Source organism: Chloroflexota bacterium, from assembly GCA_016235055.1.
Classification (GTDB): domain Bacteria; phylum Chloroflexota; class Anaerolineae; order JACRMK01; family JACRMK01; genus JACRMK01.
Genome location: JACRMK010000026.1, coordinates 47,413 through 68,191, shown reverse-complemented (window position 1 = coordinate 68,191; position 20,779 = coordinate 47,413). Strand labels below are relative to the sequence as shown.

The following is a 20,779-nucleotide window of genomic DNA, read 5'->3' as shown; positions in this document are numbered from 1 at the left end:
TCTGCTGGCGGAGGACGAGTGGCACGTGTATTTCTGCCAGCATGCGCTGGGCAGCCTCAATCTACGCACGCACAGCACCACTGGCCATGTAACCTATGTCCCCGAACGAGTGTAAACCATGTCTCCGGTCCATACACTTTGTTGGGAGGGGGTCGGGGGGAGGGCAACCCCGCTTTCTTGTCGAGCCAGCTTGCGTGATAAGCACCAGGGGGCCAGTTCATAGCAAGCCGGCATTGGAAAGTACCCGTCCAAAGCCAAAATGGGAATTGCTGTGAACACAGCATCGAAGTTGACGGCAGTGAGATAAGTTTCCTATAATCGATCTGTGTCTACGCCAATTTTAGCCACCAAACTGTATATCCCCCCGCCGCGCCCGAAAGTGGTCCTGCGCCCCCGTCTGCTCGCGCGGCTGAACGACGGGCTGCACCGCAAACTGACCCTCGTCTCGGCCCCCGCCGGCTTTGGCAAAACCACGCTGGTCAGCGAATGGGTCGCCAGTTGCGGGCAACCGGTGGCCTGGCTGTCACTGGACGAAGGGGATAACGACCCCACACGCTTTCTGACTTACCTCATCGCGGCTTTGCAGACGCTTGCCCTGAGTCCTTCGACTTCGCTCAGGATGGACTCCGTCGAAGGGATGGCGGCGAATATTGGAGTAGGGGTGTTAGGTGTGCTCCAATCCCCTCAGCCACCGCCAATCGAATCGATTCTGACAGCCCTGCTCAATGAAATCGCCACCATCCCGGACAATTTCATCCTCGTCCTTGACGACTATCACATTATTGATTCCAAACCAGTAGACAACGCGCTCACCTTTCTGCTCGAGCACCTGCCACCACAGATGCACCTAGTCATCACCACCCGTGAGGATCCACATTTACCCCTGTCCCGGTTGCGCGTCCGGGGTCAATTGACCGAACTGCGCGCCGCTGATTTGCGTTTTACCACCTCCGAAGCCGCCGACTTTCTCAACCAAATGATGGGACTGAACCTCTCCGAGGAAGACATCGCCGCACTGGAAGCCCGCACTGAAGGTTGGATCGCCGGCCTGCAATTAGCCGCCCTTTCCATGCAGGGGCGATCAGACGCCGCCAGTTTCATCAAATCTTTCACCGGCAGCCACCATTTCGTGCTGGACTATTTGGTTGAAGAGGTTCTGCAACAGCAGACCGAAAGCGTCCAGACTTTCTTGCTGCGCACATCAATCCTCGACCGCATGTGCGGTCCCCTGTGTGATGCCGTTCTCCTCGCCCCCTCTGCTTCCGGGCAAGAAACCCTGGAATATCTCGAACACGCCAACCTGTTCATCATCCCCCTGGATAACGAGCGGCGTTGGTACCGCTATCATCATCTCTTTGCTGATTTGCTGCGGCAGCGACTGCACCAGAGCACCGACTCGTCTACAGGGGATGAGGGGAGGGACGTGGCCGAATACCACATCCGTGCCAGCCAGTGGTACGAAGACAATGCCCTGGAGATCGAAGCCTTCCACCATGCGGCTGCCGCCAATGACATTGAACGCGCCGAGCGGCTGATTATTGGAGGGGGGATCCCCCAGCACTCACGCGCCGCGGTGACAACCGTATTCGACTGGTTGGATTCGCTGCCAAAGACCTTATTGGATGCCAGGCCCTGGTTGTGGGTGAGATCTGCCACGTTGGCGCTAAATGCTGGACAGATAACCGGTGTGGAAGAGAAACTGCAAGCGGCTGAAAAAGCTTTGCAAAATGCCGATCTCGATGACAAGACCCGCGACCTGATTGGACAAATTGCCGCCGTAAGAGCCACGTTGGCGCTCGCCCACTACCAGCCGGAAGCCATGATCACCCAGGCGCACCGCGCCCTGGAGTACCTGCACCCCGATAACCTGCCTTTCCGCAGTAGAGCTTTCCGGACGCTGGGGTTTGCTTACCAGCTCCAGGGGGACCGAGCCGCGGCCCGTCAGGCCTATACCGAAGCCAAAGCTATCAGACAAGCATCTGGGAATGTCTACCTCACCGCATCAGCTACAACCGGCTTGGGCAATGTACAGGAATCTGAAAACCAGCTTTATCAGGCGGCCGAAACCTACCGATGCTCCCTGCAACTGCTTAGTGATCAGTCACCTCTGAATGCTGATCAAGAGTTTATTGGCCTGGCTCGCATATTCTATGAATGGAACGACCTGGATGCCGCAGAACAGTACGGGGAGCAGAGCCTTCAACTAGCGCGGCAGTATGATCGTGCGGCTGATAGATTCGTTATCTGTGAGGTGTTTCTTGCCCGCCTGAAACTTGCCCGAGGAGACGTGGCTGGCGCGGCCGCCATGTTAGCGGAGGCCGATCAGTCCGCGCGCCAGTATAACTTTGTGCATCGCATCCCTGAAGTTGCTGCCGCACAGGTAATGGTGCTGCTAAGACAAGGTAACCTTGACGCAGCCGCTGATCTGGCTCAAACGCACGAACTCCCCATCAGCCGAGCCCGGGTACTCCTGGCCCAGGGAGACACGTCCGCAGCACTGGCGGCGCTGGAGCCATTACGCCAACAAATGGAAGCCAAGGGTTGGGCGGATGAGCGGCTTAAGACGAAGGTTCTACAGGCGGTCGCTTACCACGCACATGGGGAAAAAGATAGGGCGGTGCAACTGCTGGGTGACGCGCTGGCGCTGGCCGAGCCGGGCGGCTTCATCCGTGTCTTTGTCGACGAAGGCGCCCCGATGGCTCGATTATTGTCCGATGCGGTTGCCTGTGGGATTATGCCGGACTATGCCGGTAAGCTGCTGGCGGTATTTGAAGCTGAGAAGCCGAAGGGTGAAAACAAATCTTATCTGCCCTCTGCCCAGCCTCTGATCGAGCCGTTGAGCCAACGCGAGCTAGAAGTACTCCAACTCGTTGCCCAGGGACTCTCGAATCGTGAAATTGGCGAGAGACTCTTCCTCGCCTTGGACACGGTCAAGGGGCACAACCGCAGAATCTTTGACAAACTGCAAGTGCAACGCCGCACTGAAGCCATAGCCCGCGCCCGCGAGCTAGGTTTGTTGTAACTGTAAGTGTTCGTATTCCTCAAGATTCTCCCCCCCCCCATAATTCAAAACAACACCTCCAAGCAACACCATCGTGTCTGTACGCTGACACTCTGTTGCAGATATGATGCTTGTACATCGAGCCAGTGGCGCAGACTGTTGTTTGCCACCGCAAATAGAGGTCGCAATGAAAAGAGTTTGTATCGTGGGCGCATCCGGGAAGCTCGGGCAGTACATGGTTCAGCACGCGCTTGACCGGGGCTACGAGGTGGTTGGCGTGTGTCGAGCACGCAGCGTCGGCAAGCTTGACGCGTTCAGAGGGCGCATCACCGTCATTCCCGGGGCTACGAACGACCCCCAAGTCATCAAGAAGTCGGTCGCAGGGTGCGACGGGGTACTCACCGTGTTGGTCCCTTGGGGGGCTAACCACTATTCATCGGGAACGGCCCAGGCGGTACTCGACTACGCGCGACCGGGCGCGCGCCTCATATTCTCTTGCGGCTGGCATATTTCGCGAGACGGCAAAGATGTGTACCCACCATCTCTGAAAAGAGACGAAAAGATCGCTCGCCTTCTTGGGTGGCTGACCCACCTCATTGACATTGACGACCAGGTGGAAGCATGTCGGCGGGTGTTTGCCAGCGACACCCGGTGGACGGTCGTGCGCGGGAGCGACCTTGAAGAGGGCGAGAGCCAGGGATTGCCGGTGTGGAGCCGGCACGTAGGCGACCCTATCCTCGCGAGCAACATGACCCGCCGCGTGGATTATGCCCTCTTCATGGTGGCAGCCCTGGAGGATGACGAACTCGTTCACGAGGCGCCGGCGATCGTAGGCTGCCAGACCCCCTCAGCGCTCGCTGTCAAAGCGTCCGGCTAGCGCTTGAGAGGCGGGTTAGGATAATGTCAAACGAACTCGCTGCAAGATCTGAACCAAGTCAACCCGTGGTCTATCAGATCAGGCTCAAGGGCCATTTGGGTTCTCAATGGACAGACTGGTTTGGCGGCTTGACCATCACGCTGGAAGAGGACGGCGATACGCTTTTAACCGGCCCGGTAATTGACCAGTCCGCATTGCATGGGCTGCTCAAAAGAGTGCGTGATTTAGGCATGCCATTGGTCTCGGTCAGTCCTGTCGAACCCGGCCAGGCGGATGCGTCAGATGTCAAACCATAAATAGGCGTAGGCGGCTTGTTTACGCTAAATCAATCACAACAAGGAGAATAAAAATGAATACATACAGAAAGAATGCAGTAATGGCAGGCGTCCTCTACATCCTGGGGACGGTCATTGCGTTTCTAAGTGCTGTCGTTGGTGGTGAGGTGATTTCTTCGATCGTACAAGCCAAACCACTCTCTGGTCCGGATTTGTTGAGCATCCTCGCTGCCGATCCGTCCCGGCTTGTCGGCGGTTCGTTTTTAATCCTCTTGATGGGGATTTCACTTGCTGCGATGACGGTTTTCCTGTACCCGATCTTCAGGAAAGACAGCAAGGAACTTGCGGCAGGCATGTTGCTTTTCCGTGGAGCGCTGGAAGGCGCCTATTATTTTGCGATGACGCTCGGTTTCGTAGCCTTGTTCACTCTTGGAAAAGAATACGTCGCCACCGGCGCTGATTCGGCTGCTTTGCAATCCATGATAAAGGTCGTGTATCAGTTTCTGGACATCCTTGCGCCGGCCGGGGTCATCTTATTTCTTATCGGGACTACGTGTCTTGATATCTCGTTTTACCGCACCCGGCTGATTCCCCGCTGGTTGTCCGTCTGGGGCTTGATCGGCGTGGTTCCCTATATGGCTTACGCCCTGTTGCATTTCTTTCGCCTAGATAACGGCATTGGGTTGTATTTGCAAATGGTGTTGATGCCACAGGAAATGGTCATGGGGGTCTGGCTTATCGTGAAGGGATTCAATCCATCTGCGATCGCTGCCCTGTTTGCCAAAACAGAATAACGGATTGATTTTACGCACAGTAAGACTGGCAATCCTGAAAATGACGCTGGATTGCCAGTCCTGCAAAACATGAGCAACAAGTTTAATCCCATGCAGTAACTGGGACCATTCAATAAAACTCATCCATACTGTTCAAAAAAGGAGAAAAAAATGAATACAAACAAAAATATCGCAAGAATGGTGGGGTGGTTGTTCATCATCGGAACAATTACTCACATCCTAACCCGTGTTGTTACGGGATCCACCCGAAGTTCCCAGGATTTTCTGGCCAGTATTTCTGCCAATGGAAACCCAATCACATTGGGAGCACTGTTTATACTAACGGGAGCCTTGGCACTTGCCATGATTCCTGTTATAGCATACCCCGTCTTAAGAAAATACGATGGAATTCTTGCACTTGGGTATGTTGTTTTCAGGGGGGCACTTGAAACCGTTTTCTACCTGGTTTCCTTTGTCAGCTGGTTGCTGCTGCTGCCGCTCAGCCAGGTATATCAAGCCGGAAGCCCGGATGCTTCCAATTTACAGGTTTTGGCCAATGTGTTGTATGAAACAAAGGAGCTTCAAGTTTATGGGATGATCGTTTTTTCCCTGGGCGGGTTAATGTTTTATTATCTGTTGTTTAAATCCAAACTTGTTCCTCGATGGTTATCTGTTTGGGGCATCATTGGGGACATCATGACTTTAGCAACTTACCTGTTGGTGATGTTCGGCTTTTCCGGCCCCACATCGCCGATCAGCGACGTTTTGCAGATCCCCATAGGTTTGCAAGAAATGGTTCTAGCAGTATGGCTGATCGTCAAAGGATTCAATCCGTCTGCAGTCGCTTCTCTGTCTGCGAAAACAGCGCCAAATGAGCTTTTGAGGGCAGCTTAGATTTGCAATAGGGGGGAGGCAGAATCTTCAACCCTCCCTCTCCCCGTTCAACTACATGTAAATGCTCGTGGAATTGACCTTAAAAAGTGGACACAATCGGATGGCGATCACTGTTTCATCCAAGTCCAATTCACAGAAACTCATCCATATCGTTCAAAAAGGAGAAAAAATGAAAAACTTACAGAAGATGGGCGGCATCGCCGCATTGATCGGGGGAGCGACGAACATCCTGGGCCTCGTGGTGTATGTGACCTTGCTGCTGCCCAAAGGTGGCGACTCCAAAGGTGATCCGGGCCAGTACGTGGCCTTTCTTGCGGCCAACCAGGCTGTAATGCGCCTGTGGTATCAGATCATCTGGTTGACCCTCGGCGTGTGTCTGATCTTCCTGTCACTGGCGCTCTATGAGCGATTGAAGGCCGGCTCGCCCGTGCTGGCTCCGGCAGTGCGCGTCTTCACGTTGATCTACGCTGTCCTGGTCATCTTGCTCGGCGCACTCGAGATCAACAGCCTGAACACAGTCGTCAGACTCTTCGGCCAGAATCCGGCTCAAGCTGCGACGGTCTGGTTGACGCTCGACTCTGTGGCCACCGGTTTGGGCGCAGGCGGCGGGGAAACGATAGTCACCGGCCTTTGGTTTCTGCTGCTGAGTTGGGCGGCCTTGCAGGCAAAGGCGCTTCCCAGGCTGCTGAACTATCTTGGCGTGCTGGTTGGTCTAGCAGGCATCCTCTATGTCTTCACGGCCTCCGATGCCGTGTTGTCCGTCAATGCACTGGGTCTCATCGTCTGGTTCGTTTGGCTCGGGATCGTCATGCTGCGCAGTGATCCGGGCAAGAAAGCCACGAACGAGCTTTTGAGTGCGGCATAGATTTGCAATAGGGGGGAGGCAGGGTCTTCAGCCCTCCCTCTCCCCGTTCAACTACATGTAAATGCTCGTGGAATAAATCTTAAGGCTCATCCCTAAACTATGTGCAACGGACAAGGGCGGCGATGAAGTGCGGCGTGATCCGTTTCAGGTTGATGCTGTGTTCGCACATCGCGATATAGCCCTCCAGGTGATCCTTGTGGACACCGCGAAAGGGTCGTAGGAAATTGCGGGTGCCCGTCCACATGCCTTCGGTCGTATTGATATGGACCTCGCGCATGCCATCACCATCATCATCGCGCGCCCATTCGTGTTCACCATGGTTGACCGTCCGCCGTTGGCGTTCGATCGGATTGTAGCCCTGCCATTCATCGGTATTGGCTACGGTATCGGGCCGGGTGAATTGAGCCACATGGCGCTTTAAGGTTTTGCCATCGGTATGTTTCGCGACACGCAGACGCACTTGGCCGCTATCGCGACCAACCGTACCGATGATGGGCGGGCGGTCATTCTCGTAGGTGCCGTGGCCTCTTTGTTTGTTGGCGCGGCGGCGTGGGGGATCGCGTGGATCGCTGTGTTTCTCGCCTTTTTTCCCCCGCATTCTGAAACATTTCGTCGGTTTCAGTAATGTCATCCGGCAGCGGTGTAGTCGGTTGTAACTGCATCGCTTGCCGGTGGAGCTGTTGGCGTAGATGATGGACCGTATCATAGGCCAGGGACAATTCGCGGGACATAGTCGCTGTGGATTCGCCCTTGCAGACCCCGCGCAACAACAGAATCACTTGGGCCGGGCGCAATTGCTTGTGTGCAAACACTGTGCCCGCAAAGAGCGTGTACACCATCTAACAGTCACGACAGCGATAGCGCGTGAGCTGACTACGGCCGGTACGCCCGAAGTCCCGCGCGTGCTTCACGGTCGCGTGACACTTCGGACAGCGCAGGCCGCGCGGATGAAAGTGCTTGCGCAGCCAGACCTCACCCAGATCGTCGTCGCATATGTCAAGTAATGGAAAGTCCATGTCCAGAGCGTACCGCCTTGACCGGATGTTGTCAATCTCCCTGCACTAACTTTAGGGATGAGCCAATCTTAATAAGTGGACACAATCGGATGGCGATCGCTGTTTCATCCAAGTCCAATTCACAGAAACTCATCCATATCGTTCAAAAAGGAGAAAAAATGGACACAAACAGAAAGACTGCCATTCTGGCTGGGGCGCTGTATTTTCTGGGGATCATCGCTGGGGTGTTTAGCGTGGTTCCTGTCATAGACATTCCCGATTATCTGGTTCAAATTTCAGCCAATGCAAGCCAGGTTAATTCAGGGGCCTTTTTCCAATTCCTGATGACAGCGGCGCATGTGGGCATGGCGATTACGCTGTATCCGATCTTGAAAAAACATAATGAAAGCCTGGCGCTGGGATATGTTGGGTCCAGGCTAGTTGCGGCGGCGTTTAATGTGATTGGGGTCATCATCTTGCTCTTGCTGTTGACTTTAAGCCAGGAGTTTGTCAAAGCTGGGGCTCCTGTTTCATCCCACTTTCAAACCATCGGTGAACTATTGCGGACGGGACGCGATTTGGTCAATCACGTAGGCGTGATTCTGGTTCTGAGTATGGGCGGCCTGATGTTTTACTATTTGCTGTATCAAATGAAACTCGCCCCGCGTTGGTTAGCAGGTTGGGGTCTTGTTGGAACTGCGGTGACCATCGTGGCAAGCTGCTTGTTTATGTTCCGCTCTATCGATCTAATGACATCGGTCTACATGGATTTTCTACTTGCCCTGCAAGAGATTGTTTTCGCGGTCTGGCTGATCGCGAAAGGGGTCAATTCACCGGCAGTCGCTTCCGGGGCTGCCAAGACCGACACAAACTAACTGGACTTTGGCAAGGGTTAGCGTAAATTGAAATAGCATCGGATTTCGCCTAAAGTGTTGGTTGCTGAAGCCACACTATCAAGAAGGAGAAGTCCGATGCCAACCTGGATTTTCGCGCAAACCGAGTCATTATGCAACTTTCTGGTGCCGTTGCTGCTCAACTTTTCGCCTGCGCAGCAGCGGCATGCCCTCAATTTCATCGAAGCGCTGATGGTCAGCGGCAGCAAACACAAGACACTCAGACACCTGACGGGCCTGCTGCGACTGCCCCACGCCGACGAGTTTGCGCTGGCCGACTTCTTCCGCGCCAGCCCCTGGGACCATCAGGCGCTTCAAAAGGGCGTGACGCTGTGCCTGTTGAAGCTGGTCGTGCAGCTTCAGACGCGAACCGGCTGGCGCCTGCTGTTCCTCAAGATCGACGATGCGCTCTGCCCGAAAGATGTTGCGACGCAGGCCCTGGCAGCGGTCAGTTTGCAGTACGATCATGTGACGCAACGGCGGCAGCGGGGCAAATGCACCAACAGCTCCCGCTACGTGACGCTCTCGCTGCAAATCGGTCCAGCCCAATTCTGCTTGGCCTGGCGGTTGTATCTGCCCGTCAAGGTGGTCAAACGTCTCAATCGCGGGCGCGCCGTTGCCGAGAAATTGACCTACCACAAACTGGTGGCGCTCGTCGAGCAGATGCTGGACGAGGTAGCACCACAGTTGCCGCCCGCCTGTCGGGTCTACGTCTTGTTCGATGCCTGGTACGACAACCAGCAGCTACTCAACTACATTCGCGCGCACGGCTGGCACTTCATCTGTGCGACGCGCTCCAATCGCAATCTGTCTGGCCGTCCGCTCTGCCACTGGTGGCCGCATCTGGGCTACCAACGCATCACCCGCGTGGTGGTGCGCTCAGCCAAGCGCAGTCGCACCTATCAAACCCGATACCACATCGGCCAACTGCGCCGCTACCCCCAACCGGTGGTAGCGATCATCTCCAAACGCAAACAGCGGGATACACATCCCGCGTACTTCTTGTGCTCGGACACCAGCTTGCACGTCCGAACGATCCTGAAGTACTACGGCTATCGCTGGCAGGCGGAAGTCGACAATTGGTTTTTGAAGGAGCGCTTCGGCCTGAGCGACTTTCGCGTGCAGTCGCTCGAGGCCATCCTGCGCTGGCACACGCTGGTCTTTGCCGCTTATGCTTTCGTGCAAACCCAGCGCGTCGCACCGCTCTTGACCGACCCCAAGGTCACGTTGCAACCCTTGGGCGATGTCTTGCGCACGCATCAAGCCGCCCATGTGCGACACACGGTCTGTCACATCGCTGCCCTGGTTCGCTCCGGGCTCAGCGATGCCGAGCTCGTCGCCATGTTGCTGCCGCCCTAAACCGTCAACCACCCCTTCCGCTGCATCGCGTCTTGATCCACTCGCGCGGAGAGGTCCTGTTCGTGCGCCCTCACGCCGGCGCAGCAGTTCTGTATTGAGTCAGTTCGTTGCCAAAGTCCAGAAACTAAGGCAGCCCGTCAATATAAGTTGATACTGTTTTGCGACTGCGTTTTACCATCGGAAAACGAGGCAGGCGGCCATCAAGCCATCAGCAATGGTCGATCCGTATATACCGCTGCCCGTGGACTAACGCGCGCGTCGCATAAATGCAGCAAGTTATTGCGACAAGGCGCCTAAGTATAAATTGGCACATCTAAAGTGCACGCTGTTGACAAGGAGAAAGAGATGAAAATCTGCATCATTGGGGCATCTGGAAAGCTCGGTACTTACATGGTACAGCACGCTCTGGATCGGGGACATGCGGTGGTCGGAGTCTGCCGGGAGCGCAGCGTGAACAAACTCGAGGCGTTCAAAGGGCGCATCACACTCATTCCCGGTGCGACAAACGACCGCCAGGTGATTCAGCAGGCTGTCGCTGGCTGCGACGGGGTCCTCACCGTGCTGATCCCCTGGGGGGTTCAACAGTATTCATCGGGAACGGCCCAGGCAGTACTCGACTACGCCCAACCGGGAGCGCGCCTGATCTTTTCCTGCGGCTGGCACATCACGCGCGACGGCCAGGATGTGTACTCCTCCACCTTCAAGGCAGCCCTCAAAGCCGCTGGATGGATCGGAAAGTTGCTGCGTGCCGTGGAAATTGATGACCAGGTGGAAGCCTGCCAACGGGTATTTGCCAGCCCAACCCGCTGGACGGTCGTGCGTGGGAGCGACCTTGAAGAGGGCGAGAGTCAGGGCCTGCCCGTGTGGAGTCGGCACGTGGGTGATCCCATCTTGGAAAGCAATATGACGCGCCGCGTGGATTACGCTCTATTCATGGTCGAGGCTCTTAAGAACGACGAGTTGATCCACGAAGCGCCGGCCATTGTCGGCCGCCGCACACCTTCGGCGCTGGCGCACGCTGCTTATGAAACTCAGCAACATCTTTCCACAAAAGGAGCCTGAAAATGAACAACTTGCAGAAGTGGGGCGGCATTGCGGCACTGGGTCACGCCGCAGCCTTGGTGGTGGGCATGGTCTTGGGCTTCACCTTGATGTTTCCCCTTCTGGACGCCGCGCCTGATCAGGTCCTGAAGTTTCTGGCCGACAACCAGACCCTCGTGTACCTGTGGAATTTGATCGTTTATTGGGGGTCAGCCATCACGTTGGTGATCATGGTGCTGGCGCTTTACGAGCGGTTGAAGGCTGGCTCGCCGGCATTGATGCAGACGGCTACGGTTTTCGGGTTTATCTGGGCGGGACTGATCATTGGCACCGGCAACCTCATGCTCCATAACCTCGGCGTAGTCGCCAATCTCTATGGCAACGACACGGCTCAAGCGGCGGCGGCATGGACGGCACTGGTACGCAGCTTATGGGTGCTGCTACTCAGCCTGGCCGCGTTGCGAACGAGAGGGCTTACCAGGGCGCCTGGCTACCTGGGCGTGTTTCTCGGTATCGCGGGTATCCTCACGATGATTCCCGCTTTAGCAGAGATCATGTTTATGATTTTCGGGCCGGGTATGATGGTATGGTCTGCTTGGGTGGGAATCGTCATGCTGCGCCGCAGCGCCGCCGTGCCGGCGCAGCAAGCGAATACGTTCGTGCCGCGTCACAGCACTTGACATGGGCAAATCCACGGGAAATCGAAGAAAAATAGAGTTTTCAAGAATCAGGAACAACAGAAAGAAAGAAAAAATGAAAAGGATCTTTACATTCACAATCATTTTGATGGCGCTGACAGCCTGCACAGCGCCCCAGACGCAGTCGGCACCCGATGCTGCTGCAACGGACATGCCTCAAGCGTCTATGCCGAATCCTGCCTCGGTCTATTGCATACAGAAAGGGAACACACTCGAATTTCGCACTGCTGCCGATGGCAGCCAAAACGGAATATGTGTTTTTCCGGATGGCAGCACCTGTGACGAGTGGGCCTATTACCGGGGAGAGTGTGGCCGGGCAGCACAAAAAAGCCCAACACCTGCCTTTGCCGTTGTCCCAACCGCAATACCAAGTGGTGGCGGCACAGGAGGAAGTATCCCAGGCAGTTTCGTGACACCCGGTACGCCAGAGAAGATAGCTGACTGGTGGGGGATCATCAAGAGCAACAAGCCTGGCGCACAGTTTGATGACTGTTTCGAGCGGAGGGACTTGGGACGGGTGATCTCCTTTGGCATTGACTCCATGGACCCGGCGATAAGGTCCCAGATCCAGGCGCAGCGCGATAGCGGCAGGATCGTTCATCTATATGGCACACTACTCAGCAATGTGCCTGACTGCAACGGTTCGCAGATACAGGTGGATCGCCTCGAGGTTAAAGAGTAGATAACATTCACAATAAGGGTTGAGGGCGAGACATCCTATGGCGTAGAACAACAAAACCTGACATAGCGCCGAACCCTACCGCTATTTCTCTGGGCTGCACAATAGCAGGGCAGAGACATTCCACCTGCCAGGGCGATGAGATTCCGCATTAAGCAGATGCCATGTGGCGAGTAGCAGACCCTTCGGGTTTTCAAAAACCCGAAGGGTCTCTTATGTTAGCAGGCTGTCGATGTACCCGTCGTCCACGACGCGCGCGGCCTGAATCGCTTTGCGCTTGGCCAACATGCCCCGCAGGCCGCGCAGGCCATCCCATTGGCCGCGCAGGCGCGCGCGCGCGGCCTCGCCGCGCCATGCCAGCAATGCATCACGCGCGATGCGCAGTTGCGCGGCGATGATCCGCCCGCGGTACTTGCGCCACAGGCTATCCGGCAGGTTCTTCGCCAGCACCCAGAGCACGTTACGCCCAACGTAGTAGCTCGCCAGCTTGCCGCCGCCGGTCGCGCTCAGCTTGTGATAGACGATGGCGCGCGGCGCGTAGACGCAGCGGTAGCCTGCCAGTTGCGCGCGCCAGCCGAGATCGACATCCTCGCAGTACGCGATCAGATCGTCGTCGAACAGACCGATGCGGTCGAGCACCGTCTTGCGGTAGGCGGCCGCGCCGCCGCACGCCGCGAACACGAAGCGGTCGTTGTCGTATTGGCCCGCATCGGTTTCCCACACACCCCGGTTCACCGGCAGGCCGTCGCGTCCGAAGCTGTCGCCGGCGTTGTGCAGGGTGTCGCGCCGGTCGAACAGCCGCATTTTCGAGGCCGCCATGCCGGCCTGCGGCTCGCCGTCCAGCGCGCCGACCAGTTCGGCCAGCCAGTTTGGCTCGGCCTCAGTGTCGTTGTTCAGCAGGATGATGATCTCGCCGCGCGCCGCGCGGATGCCGCTGTTGACCGCGCCGACGAAGACTTCGTTGCGCGGCAGGGCGACGACGCGCACTGCCGGGAATTCGCGAGCTACAAACCCCACCGATTCGTCGGTCGAGCCATTGTCGACGAGAATCGTCTCGAACGACGGCGCGCCAGCCTGCGCGCGCAGCGACGCGAGGCAGACCGGCAAATGCGCCATGCCGTTGTATGACGGGATGATGATGGATGCGCGCGGGTTGCCGCTCATAGAACAAGCGCGTGGATAGTCACACCACGCTCGATTTTGTCTGTCCTGAAGCACCTTCGCTCAAGAGCCCCAGGCAATCGGTCGTCATTCCGGCGTGGTTTTGGCCGGAATCCACCAGCAGGCGCTACTTGCCTCTGGCCGATTGTCTGACATGGGCGTGGATTCCGGCTAACTACGTGCCGGAATGACGGTTTGGTTGGCGCGTGGGATTTTGGCCCCACCCGGAGTGTTTTAGCTGACACACTGCACATAGTTAAGCCGCCAACGCCTCGTGTAGCGCCGCGCGCCACGGGCGCAGCACGATGCCGAGCGCGGCGGCGCGCGTGTTCGCCAGCACGCCGTAGGCGGGCGGCCTCGCGGCACGCGGGAACGAATCGACCGGGTCGAGCGGGTAGTCCGGGCGGCCATCCTCGCCGAGGATCGCGCGCGCGAAGTCGTAGCGGCTGACCGCGCCCTCGTTGACAAGGTGATAGATACCGTACTGCGGGTGCCGCAACAGTTGCACGATCGCGGCGGCGAGGTCAGGCGCGTAGGTCGGGCAGCCGTGCTCGTTGGTGACGATGCTCAGGCGCGGCCGCTCGTCGGCCAGTTGCCGGATGCGGTTGACGAAGTTGCGCCGCCCGCGCGCGTACACCCACGAGGTGCGAGCGATGTAGTGGCGCGGCGCGATGGCGGCGACGTGCCGCTCCCCGGCCAGCTTGGTGCGCCCGTAGACGCTCAACGGGTTCGTCGCGTCGTCTTCGAGGTACGGCGCACCTTTCAGACCGTCGAACACGTATTCGGTGCTGACGTAGACCAGCGCGGCGTTCAACTCAGCGCAGGCCAGCGCAACGTGCTTCGCGCCCAGCGCATTGGCGCGCTCGGCGGCGGCCGGGTCGCGCTCGCAGCCGTCCACATCGGTCATCGCGGCCGCGTGAACGACCGCCTCGGGAAAGAGCGCAATCAGCGCGGCGGTCGCGCTCGGATCGCCGGTGTCGAGCGTGGCATGGTCGAGTGCGAGCACCGTGTGGCCGCGCAGTGCGGACTGCAGGGCCACGCCAAGCTGTCCACCAGCGCCGGTAATCGCGATACGCATAGAATTATGGGGTGTCGGGCCGCTGGCGCAGGCGCGTGCCGATCCGCTGGATCCACGACAGCCGCGCGATGCGATGCACGATAATCAGCGAAAGCCAGTACACCAGCGCGATCGCGACGGCCACCGGCGCAGCCAGCAGGGCCATGGCCGCGATGGCCGCCAGGCCAAACACGAACGTGAACATCCAGCCGACGTCGCCAATGTACCAATCCGTGTTCAGGCCGTTGAGATAGTAGCCGTACAGCGCGGGCACGGCCAGGAAGAAGACGGCGATCGCGGCCGCGCTGATCAGCGCCACGGCGACGCGCGTGCGCGACGGCTTCGGGTCGCGCCAGTGCAGGATGATGACCAGCAGGCCGCCGAACGCAAGGGCTGCCGCGCCGCGTTCGGCGAAGCCGCGCAGGAACAGCGGGATCGCCTGCACGTCACTGAACGAGTACGCGTGCCCGGCCTGCAAGTATAGAAAATGCTGGACCGTCACCATGCCGAGCGCGATCAGCCCGGCGCCGGCCAGCGGCAGGCCGCGCCGCCACCAGAAGATGACCAGCGGCACGAAGGCAAGCACCAGCACAAGCGGCAGCCGCGCCACGCGCTCCCGCCCGATGCGCGCCGTCTGCGCCACGTCGATGTCGTGCTGGATCTGCACGACGTTCAGGCTGGCCAGATCGTAGGTACTGCCGTAGTTCTTGACCTCAAACGACGAGCGCGCCACGAGCGCATCGTTCAGCGCGTTGTCGCTCAACTGGCCGCCGATGGTCGCCAGGTACGCCGCGCCGAAGTCACGCTGCTGCTGGGCGAGCGCCAGCGCCTTGGCGGCTCGTTGCGCGTCCGTGATGTCGAGCGCGCCGAACAGCACGGACCCCTGCGACGCGTTGGGGATGCTGCCGCCGGCTAGCGCGGCCAGTGTCGGTGCAATATCGCTCTGGCGTATCGCGCCAAGCTCGCCGGGTTTGATGCGCGCGCCGGTCAGCACCAGCGGCACGCGCGCCGCGGCCGGCTCGCCGCCACCATGGCCGCCCGCGTCGGTGTAGCCATGGCCGGTCGTGACGGCAATCGCCGTCTGGCGCAGGTTCAGTTCGGCCGCCAGCGCGCCGAGCAGTTGGTCGGTCTGTAGCGCCGCGCGCCGGTAGGCGTCGCTGGTCGCGCCGTCCGACTGCGCCACCTGTGCGGGCAGAGCGTAATGCACCAGCAGGAAGTTGGGGGCGAAATTGCGCAGGAAGCCGATGGCGGCGTCGTTGGCCCGCTGGTCGGCCACGGCCAGGTCGGCTTCGCTTGAAAAGTACGATTCACTGAGCGATTGCACTGACACGAGCGGCTGCCAGTCCGGGCGCGCAGCGATGGCCGTGTTCAGATTGGCGCGGTGCACGGTGACGAACAGCGACTCGGGCGCGGGGGCGCGCGCTCGCTCGGCGGCGGGGTCCAGCAGCGGCGCGTCGTTGATGTCGGGCTCCGCGCCGGTGACGAGTGTGGTCCAGGCGGGGCGCGTGAACGGGAACGGCACAATCACGCTGGCCGACGCGCCCGCGCGCCGCAGCCGCTGCAGCACGGGCATCTCCGCCGCCACATCCTCGCGCAGCCCATCGATCACAACGAGCACCACTTGCGGCACGACCGCATCGCCGGACTCGCCGGGGGCCGGGTACTTGGCCAGCGGCGAGCGGTACCCCGCCAGGCTGTCGTACCAGCGCACCAGCAGATACGCCGGCGCCAGCCCCGCCGCGATGATCAGCACGGAGGCGAGCAGCAGCGGCGCCACGCGCCGCAACAGCCCCATGTTGGACTCGCGGAAGCGCCGGTAGAACGATTTGGCAAGCGGATCGGGCATAGCTAAGCGATTATAGCATACGGTTTGTAATTCAAATCCCAAGCCCCAAGCACCAAATCCCAATTTGGAACTCCCAACTCCCAACTTCCAAATCCCAATAACACGCGCGCCAACCCCACGCCGGCAGTTGGTTGTTGGGAGTTTGGGATTTGTGATGCGGTATAATCGCAGGCATGAACCTCCGACGGCTCGACGTGCTCCTGCTCGTGGTGCTCGTCACCGCGCGTGTCCGCATCGACACGCTGGCCGACATGAGCGCGCCGCGCCCGGTCGAGACGATCCGGCAGATCGGCTGGCTGGCCGGGCTGCTTTCGCCCGGCGCGTGGAAACTGCTGGAAGACTGGCTGACCGATCCGCTCTCGCTGCTGCTGATCTCCGTCACGTTCACGCTCGTGCTGGCCCACGTCGTCGTTGATCTGTTCCAGCCGGCCGGCGACGCGCCCGCGCCGCGCGTTTTTCGCGCCAAGCTGGCGCTCGTTTTCGCCATTATCGGCACGACGGTCATTGTGCAGTCGCTTTACCTCGTCGGCCTGCGCCATGTGACCGGACCGGCCGCCTACACGCACGACGGCGGCGTGATCCAGACCGAGGAGACGATCAAGTTCATCCTGCAAGGGAAAAACCCGTACGTCGAGGACTACACCAAGACGCCGATGGCCGAGTGGGGGCTGGACCTGCGGACCGCGCTCTATCACTACCCGTATCTGCCGTGGACGTTCCTGTTCTCGACGCCATTTTACTTACTGTCGAATGTGCTCATCGGCTGGTATGACCAGCGCTTTGTGTACCTGCTGCTGTTCGTCGTCATGTTGGCGCTGGCATCGCGCCTCTCGGCGCACCCCACGGCGCGACTGGTGCTGGTGATGACGCTGGGCTTGAACCCGATCATGGGCAGCGACGTGATCTTCGGGCAGAACGACTCGTTTGTGCTGTTCTGGCTGGTCGCCACGCTGTTCGCGCTGACGCGGCGTCACCGCCTGGCGACCCCGGCGGCGCTCGTGCTGTTCGCGCTGGCCTGCGCCTCCAAGCCGACCGCATGGTTCTTCGCACCGTTCATATTCCTCTATATTTGGCGGCGCGACGCGGCCGCTAGCCCCGCCTCGTGGCGCGCGCTCATCGTGCGCTGGCTCCCGTTCATCGTGCCGTTCGTCGTGATCGTGCTGCCATTCGTGCTCTGGGATCCGGCGAACTTCTACGATGATGTGTGGGCGTGGAGCGCGGGCACGTCGCCAACGGCGTATCAGATTCGCGGGTGGGGCCTGTCGAACTTCGTGCTGGCGCTCAATCTGGTGCCGTCGCGGCTGGCCTACTTCCCGTTCTGGGCGCCGGAGTTGCTCATCTGCGCGCCGCTGCTGGCAGTGACGGCGTGGCGGCAGTGGCGCGAAAACACGCTGGCGAATATCGCCTGGCACAGCGCGGTCCTGCTGTTCGCCTTCGCCTACACCTCGCGCTTCCTGAACGAGAACTACCTCGGCTTCATCGTCGGCCTGCTGGCGCTCGGTCTGTGCGCCGCGGAGCCCTCTGCGCGCGAATGAACCGCTCGCCCGTGCGCCGCCATGCCGCCGTGCTGGGCGGTTACCTCGCTTTGGCGCTGCTGCTCACCTGGCCGACGGCCGCTAACTTTGCCAGCGCCATCCCCGGCGATGGCTTCGACGGCCTGCAGAACTACTGGAACCTCTGGTGGGTGCGCCGCGCGCTGCTCGACCTGCAAACGTCGCCGTTCTTCACGACCGAGCTGTTCTATCCGACTGGCGCGAGCCTGCTATTTCACACGCTCAACATCCTCAACGGCCTGTGGGCGCTGCCGGTGCAGCTGCTCGGCGGGCTGGTTGTCGCGTACAACACAGTCGTCATCGCCACGTTCGTGTTGTGCGGCTATGGCGCGTACTTGCTGGCGCGCGACACGCTTCGACGCGCGTCCATCGACAGTGCGGCGCTCGATCGGGCCGCGTTCCTCGCCGGGTTCATCTTCGCGTTCGCGCCGGTGCGCATGGCGCACCTGCTGGGACACATGCAGGTGCTATCGAGCGAGTGGCTGCCGTTCTTCGCGCTGGCGTTCCTGCGCATGGAGCGCCGGCCGGAGCCGCTCGGGCGGCGCGCGATCCTGCCTGCGCTGTTCCTGGCGCTCAACGCGCTGTGCGACTGGTACTTCGCGCTCTACGCGCTGATCTTTGCCGGATTGGTCGTCGCCTGGCGCTGGGGCGTGTTGTGGCGCACGCATTACCGCACGCTTCGCCGTTATCTGTCCCCACTGCTCGACGCGGCCGCGACCGTCGGCCTGTTTGCGCTCTTGCTGTCGCCCTTGCTCGCGCCGATGCTGCGCGAGGCGTCTACGGCATCCTATCTGCGCCCACCGTTCGACGAGACGATCATGCTCTCGGCCGACCTGCTGGCGTTCGTCACGCCGAGCGAGTTCCATCCGTTGTGGGGCGAGGCGGCGCGCACGATCGCCGATCAGTTCACGAGCAGCGCGTCGGAGCGGACGGTCTTTGCCGGGTACACCGTGCTCGCGCTCGCCGCGCTCGGCATTTGGCGTCTGCGTTCGCGCCGGGTGGCATTCTGGCTGGCAGCGGCAGTGGCCTTTTTCCTGCTGGCGCTCGGTCCGGTCCTGCACATTCTCGGCGTGGTGCCGGTCGACCTGCCGCTGCCGTATGCGTGGCTGTACGCGCTCGTGCCGCTGGTGCGCATCACGCGCTCGGTCAGCCGCTACGACATCATGCTGATGCTGGCGCTCGGGCAACTGGCGGCGGCCGGGTTCGTCGCCGTGCCCGCGTTGGCGCGGCGCGGCGGCTTTGCGCTTGCGCTCGGGCTAATCGCGTTCGAGTTCCTGGCCGCGCCCTACCCGCAGTGGCCGATCGAGACGCCGGCGTTCTACGCGCAGATCGCACAGGAGCAGGGCGCGTTCGCCTTGCTGGAACTGCCAATCAACTGGGACCGGCCTGACCCACTGGTGTACCAGACGGTGCACGCCCGGCCACTAATCACGGCGTACACCTCGCGTGCCAACCCGCTATCGATCGCCGAGAAGATGCCGGTGCTGAACCGCCTGCGCACGCTGGAGCCGGATATCCTGGTCTACGACGCGCGCGCCATCGGGCTGAGCGTACTGTCCGATCTCGGCGTGCGCTACGTCATCAATCACCCACTGACGATGGGCGAGGGCGACGAGCGCACCGTCACCAATCAGACGCTGCGCGATCTGTTCGGCGCGCGGACGCCGCTGGTCAACGAGCCGAACCTGGCCGTCTATCGCGTCGAGCCACCGTCGCCGCATCAGCCGTACGTCGCGCTCGGCGACGGCTGGGGCGATGTGACACAGGCCGCTGGAAAGCCGCAGCGGATCGTCAGCGAACGTGCCACGTTGCGCGTAGCGATGCGCGATCCGCAGCCGCGCACCGTGCGCCTCACGCTGCGCGCGCAGGCGCAGGCGGCACAGGTACGCATCAGCGGCGGCGCTGCGCCGCTCACGGCCACCGTCGACCCGGAGGCTGTCATGCTCGACGCGCCGGTCACCGCCGCCGGCGAGATCGTCATCGAGACAGATGCGCCGGTGGTTGTGACGGCGATTGAGATGCGCTGGTCGTGAAGGGAAGCGAGACTGCTTTGATGCACGATGCGGGTTAGTCAAACCTCAATCGCAAAGGTCTGCCAGGAGCGAAGACATGCACATTGTTCTTGGTGCAGTAATCGCTGTGGGTATTTCGATTCTGTTCCGTCGCCAGATTATCGGATTCGTCGAATGGCAAAAGAGCACATACATCGATGCGTATTGGCCAGACGGCTCTCCTCCCGAACTCATCTCTATCTGGCTTGAATCACGCATGTACCAAGCAGTTGGATTTGTAATAGTCGTCACGCTGCTAACGATCATCACTGTCGGCATAATATCGATATGTTGGACAGCACTGACTACGCCATTTGTCTAGCCCCGCATGTAGGCACTGCCGGGCGGCGGCACCGAGGCGGCGACCACCGACACGCAACGCACCGTGACAACCTGAGGTTCGCGCGGTTGGTTTGGGATTTGGGGCTTGGGATTTGAGTTTTGGTAGTTATCCGCCCGTTTGTGCTAACATAAGGGCATCGGAGGCGCTTATGACCGTCATTGATGCGTCGTTCGCCAGAAAACTGAAAGCCGATCCGCGCGCGCGTCATCGCGCCATCGTGCGCACCGCGCCGCCGGCCGCCGACCACACGCCTGACTGCGAGCGGCTCGGCCTGCGCGTGGTGCGCGTCTCCACGCTGATCAGCGCCATCACGATCGAGGGCGTGGCGCAAGTCGTGCTGGCGCTGGAGCGCGAAGCGTGGGTCGTGCGGGTCGAAGAGGACAAAGCCGTCCACACCATGTAACGGGGAGGAATCGCC

19 protein-coding genes are annotated in these 20,779 nt (G+C 59.9%); 15 read left to right on the top strand and 4 right to left on the bottom strand.

Features of this window, described 5'->3' with window-relative positions:
- The first annotated feature begins 325 nt into the window (after positions 1-325).
- From HZB53_07120 to HZB53_07095, 6 genes are all read left to right on the top strand, one after another.
- Positions 326-3,022: a LuxR family transcriptional regulator gene (locus tag HZB53_07120; protein MBI5877404.1), complete on the top strand. Its 2,697-nt coding sequence runs from the start codon at positions 326-328 to the stop codon at positions 3,020-3,022.
- A gap of 166 nt (positions 3,023-3,188) precedes the next feature.
- Complete coding sequence (locus HZB53_07115; GenBank protein ID MBI5877403.1) at positions 3,189-3,878, top strand: NAD(P)H-binding protein; 690 nt, start codon at positions 3,189-3,191, stop codon at positions 3,876-3,878.
- 23 nt (positions 3,879-3,901) lie between these two features.
- A complete protein-coding gene (locus tag HZB53_07110; GenBank protein ID MBI5877402.1) occupies positions 3,902-4,174 on the top strand; it encodes a hypothetical protein in 273 nt (90 codons plus the stop codon).
- 53 nt (positions 4,175-4,227) lie between these two features.
- On the top strand, positions 4,228-4,947 hold the full coding sequence (locus HZB53_07105) for a DUF4386 domain-containing protein (GenBank protein ID MBI5877401.1): 720 nt from the start codon (positions 4,228-4,230) through the stop codon (positions 4,945-4,947).
- A 150-nt stretch (positions 4,948-5,097) separates the two neighbouring features.
- Positions 5,098-5,820 (top strand): DUF4386 domain-containing protein, encoded by a 723-nt coding sequence (locus HZB53_07100; protein ID MBI5877400.1) that lies wholly within the window; start codon positions 5,098-5,100, stop codon positions 5,818-5,820.
- 100 nt (positions 5,821-5,920) lie between these two features.
- Entirely contained in the window at positions 5,921-6,685 is a 765-nt protein-coding gene (locus HZB53_07095; GenBank protein MBI5877399.1) for a DUF4386 domain-containing protein, read from the top strand.
- A gap of 97 nt (positions 6,686-6,782) precedes the next feature.
- On the opposite strand, the gene HZB53_07090 is transcribed toward HZB53_07095, so the two are convergent.
- Complete coding sequence (locus tag HZB53_07090) at positions 6,783-7,316, bottom strand: transposase (protein ID MBI5877398.1); 534 nt, start codon at positions 7,314-7,316, stop codon at positions 6,783-6,785.
- A gap of 543 nt (positions 7,317-7,859) precedes the next feature.
- Here HZB53_07090 and HZB53_07085 point away from each other — a divergent pair.
- From HZB53_07085 to HZB53_07065, 5 genes are all read left to right on the top strand, one after another.
- A complete protein-coding gene (locus HZB53_07085; protein MBI5877397.1) occupies positions 7,860-8,555 on the top strand; it encodes a DUF4386 domain-containing protein in 696 nt (231 codons plus the stop codon).
- A 96-nt stretch (positions 8,556-8,651) separates the two neighbouring features.
- Entirely contained in the window at positions 8,652-9,932 is a 1,281-nt protein-coding gene (locus tag HZB53_07080; GenBank protein MBI5877396.1) for a transposase, read from the top strand.
- 345 nt (positions 9,933-10,277) lie between these two features.
- The gene (locus tag HZB53_07075; GenBank protein ID MBI5877395.1) at positions 10,278-10,994 is read left to right on the top strand and encodes an NAD(P)H-binding protein; all 717 of its coding nucleotides are present in this window, start codon (positions 10,278-10,280) and stop codon (positions 10,992-10,994) included.
- A gap of 2 nt (positions 10,995-10,996) precedes the next feature.
- On the top strand, positions 10,997-11,653 hold the full coding sequence (locus HZB53_07070; protein ID MBI5877394.1) for a hypothetical protein: 657 nt from the start codon (positions 10,997-10,999) through the stop codon (positions 11,651-11,653).
- A 1-nt stretch (position 11,654) separates the two neighbouring features.
- Positions 11,655-12,353 (top strand): DUF333 domain-containing protein, encoded by a 699-nt coding sequence (locus HZB53_07065; GenBank protein MBI5877393.1) that lies wholly within the window; start codon positions 11,655-11,657, stop codon positions 12,351-12,353.
- A 210-nt stretch (positions 12,354-12,563) separates the two neighbouring features.
- Here the strand turns inward: HZB53_07065 and HZB53_07060 are convergent, their stop codons facing one another.
- From HZB53_07060 to HZB53_07050, 3 genes are all read right to left on the bottom strand, one after another.
- On the bottom strand, positions 12,564-13,514 hold the full coding sequence (locus HZB53_07060) for a glycosyltransferase family 2 protein (GenBank protein ID MBI5877392.1): 951 nt from the start codon (positions 13,512-13,514) through the stop codon (positions 12,564-12,566).
- Positions 13,515-13,767: 253 nt separating this feature from the next.
- Positions 13,768-14,589 (bottom strand): dTDP-4-dehydrorhamnose reductase, encoded by an 822-nt coding sequence (gene rfbD / locus HZB53_07055; GenBank protein MBI5877391.1) that lies wholly within the window; start codon positions 14,587-14,589, stop codon positions 13,768-13,770.
- A 4-nt stretch (positions 14,590-14,593) separates the two neighbouring features.
- Positions 14,594-16,414 (bottom strand): alkaline phosphatase family protein, encoded by a 1,821-nt coding sequence (locus tag HZB53_07050; protein MBI5877390.1) that lies wholly within the window; start codon positions 16,412-16,414, stop codon positions 14,594-14,596.
- A gap of 173 nt (positions 16,415-16,587) precedes the next feature.
- On the opposite strand from HZB53_07050, the gene HZB53_07045 reads away from it, so the two are divergent.
- The 4 genes from HZB53_07045 to HZB53_07030 all read left to right on the top strand — a co-directional run bounded on the left by HZB53_07045 (position 16,588) and on the right by HZB53_07030 (position 20,764).
- Positions 16,588-17,949 carry a DUF2029 domain-containing protein gene (locus HZB53_07045; GenBank protein ID MBI5877389.1) on the top strand — a complete coding sequence of 454 codons (1,362 nt, stop codon included), beginning with the start codon at positions 16,588-16,590 and terminating at the stop codon, positions 17,947-17,949.
- On the top strand, positions 17,946-20,000 hold the full coding sequence (locus HZB53_07040; GenBank protein MBI5877388.1) for a hypothetical protein: 2,055 nt from the start codon (positions 17,946-17,948) through the stop codon (positions 19,998-20,000). Before HZB53_07045 ends, HZB53_07040 begins: the two co-directional genes overlap by 4 nt.
- Positions 20,001-20,076: 76 nt before the next feature.
- Positions 20,077-20,340: a hypothetical protein gene (locus HZB53_07035; GenBank protein ID MBI5877387.1), complete on the top strand. Its 264-nt coding sequence runs from the start codon at positions 20,077-20,079 to the stop codon at positions 20,338-20,340.
- A 169-nt stretch (positions 20,341-20,509) separates the two neighbouring features.
- Positions 20,510-20,764, top strand: a complete 255-nt coding sequence (locus HZB53_07030; protein MBI5877386.1) for a hypothetical protein — start codon at positions 20,510-20,512, stop codon at positions 20,762-20,764.
- The last annotated feature ends 15 nt before the right edge of the window (positions 20,765-20,779 follow it).

Coding starts and splice junctions, on each gene's coding strand:
- HZB53_07115 (MBI5877403.1), top strand. CDS start 3,189: ATGAAAAGAGTTTGTATCGTGGGCGCATCCGGGAAGCTCGGGCAGTAC.
- HZB53_07110 (MBI5877402.1), top strand. CDS start 3,902: ATGTCAAACGAACTCGCTGCAAGATCTGAACCAAGTCAACCCGTGGTC.
- HZB53_07105 (MBI5877401.1), top strand. CDS start 4,228: ATGAATACATACAGAAAGAATGCAGTAATGGCAGGCGTCCTCTACATC.
- HZB53_07100 (MBI5877400.1), top strand. CDS start 5,098: ATGAATACAAACAAAAATATCGCAAGAATGGTGGGGTGGTTGTTCATC.
- HZB53_07095 (MBI5877399.1), top strand. CDS start 5,921: ATGGCGATCACTGTTTCATCCAAGTCCAATTCACAGAAACTCATCCAT.
- HZB53_07090 (MBI5877398.1), bottom strand. CDS start 7,316: ATGACATTACTGAAACCGACGAAATGTTTCAGAATGCGGGGGAAAAAA.
- HZB53_07085 (MBI5877397.1), top strand. CDS start 7,860: ATGGACACAAACAGAAAGACTGCCATTCTGGCTGGGGCGCTGTATTTT.
- HZB53_07080 (MBI5877396.1), top strand. CDS start 8,652: ATGCCAACCTGGATTTTCGCGCAAACCGAGTCATTATGCAACTTTCTG.
- HZB53_07075 (MBI5877395.1), top strand. CDS start 10,278: ATGAAAATCTGCATCATTGGGGCATCTGGAAAGCTCGGTACTTACATG.
- HZB53_07070 (MBI5877394.1), top strand. CDS start 10,997: ATGAACAACTTGCAGAAGTGGGGCGGCATTGCGGCACTGGGTCACGCC.
- HZB53_07065 (MBI5877393.1), top strand. CDS start 11,655: ATGGGCAAATCCACGGGAAATCGAAGAAAAATAGAGTTTTCAAGAATC.
- HZB53_07060 (MBI5877392.1), bottom strand. CDS start 13,514: ATGAGCGGCAACCCGCGCGCATCCATCATCATCCCGTCATACAACGGC.
- rfbD (MBI5877391.1), bottom strand. CDS start 14,589: ATGCGTATCGCGATTACCGGCGCTGGTGGACAGCTTGGCGTGGCCCTG.
- HZB53_07050 (MBI5877390.1), bottom strand. CDS start 16,414: ATGCCCGATCCGCTTGCCAAATCGTTCTACCGGCGCTTCCGCGAGTCC.
- HZB53_07045 (MBI5877389.1), top strand. CDS start 16,588: ATGAACCTCCGACGGCTCGACGTGCTCCTGCTCGTGGTGCTCGTCACC.
- HZB53_07040 (MBI5877388.1), top strand. CDS start 17,946: ATGAACCGCTCGCCCGTGCGCCGCCATGCCGCCGTGCTGGGCGGTTAC.
- HZB53_07035 (MBI5877387.1), top strand. CDS start 20,077: ATGCACATTGTTCTTGGTGCAGTAATCGCTGTGGGTATTTCGATTCTG.
- HZB53_07030 (MBI5877386.1), top strand. CDS start 20,510: ATGACCGTCATTGATGCGTCGTTCGCCAGAAAACTGAAAGCCGATCCG.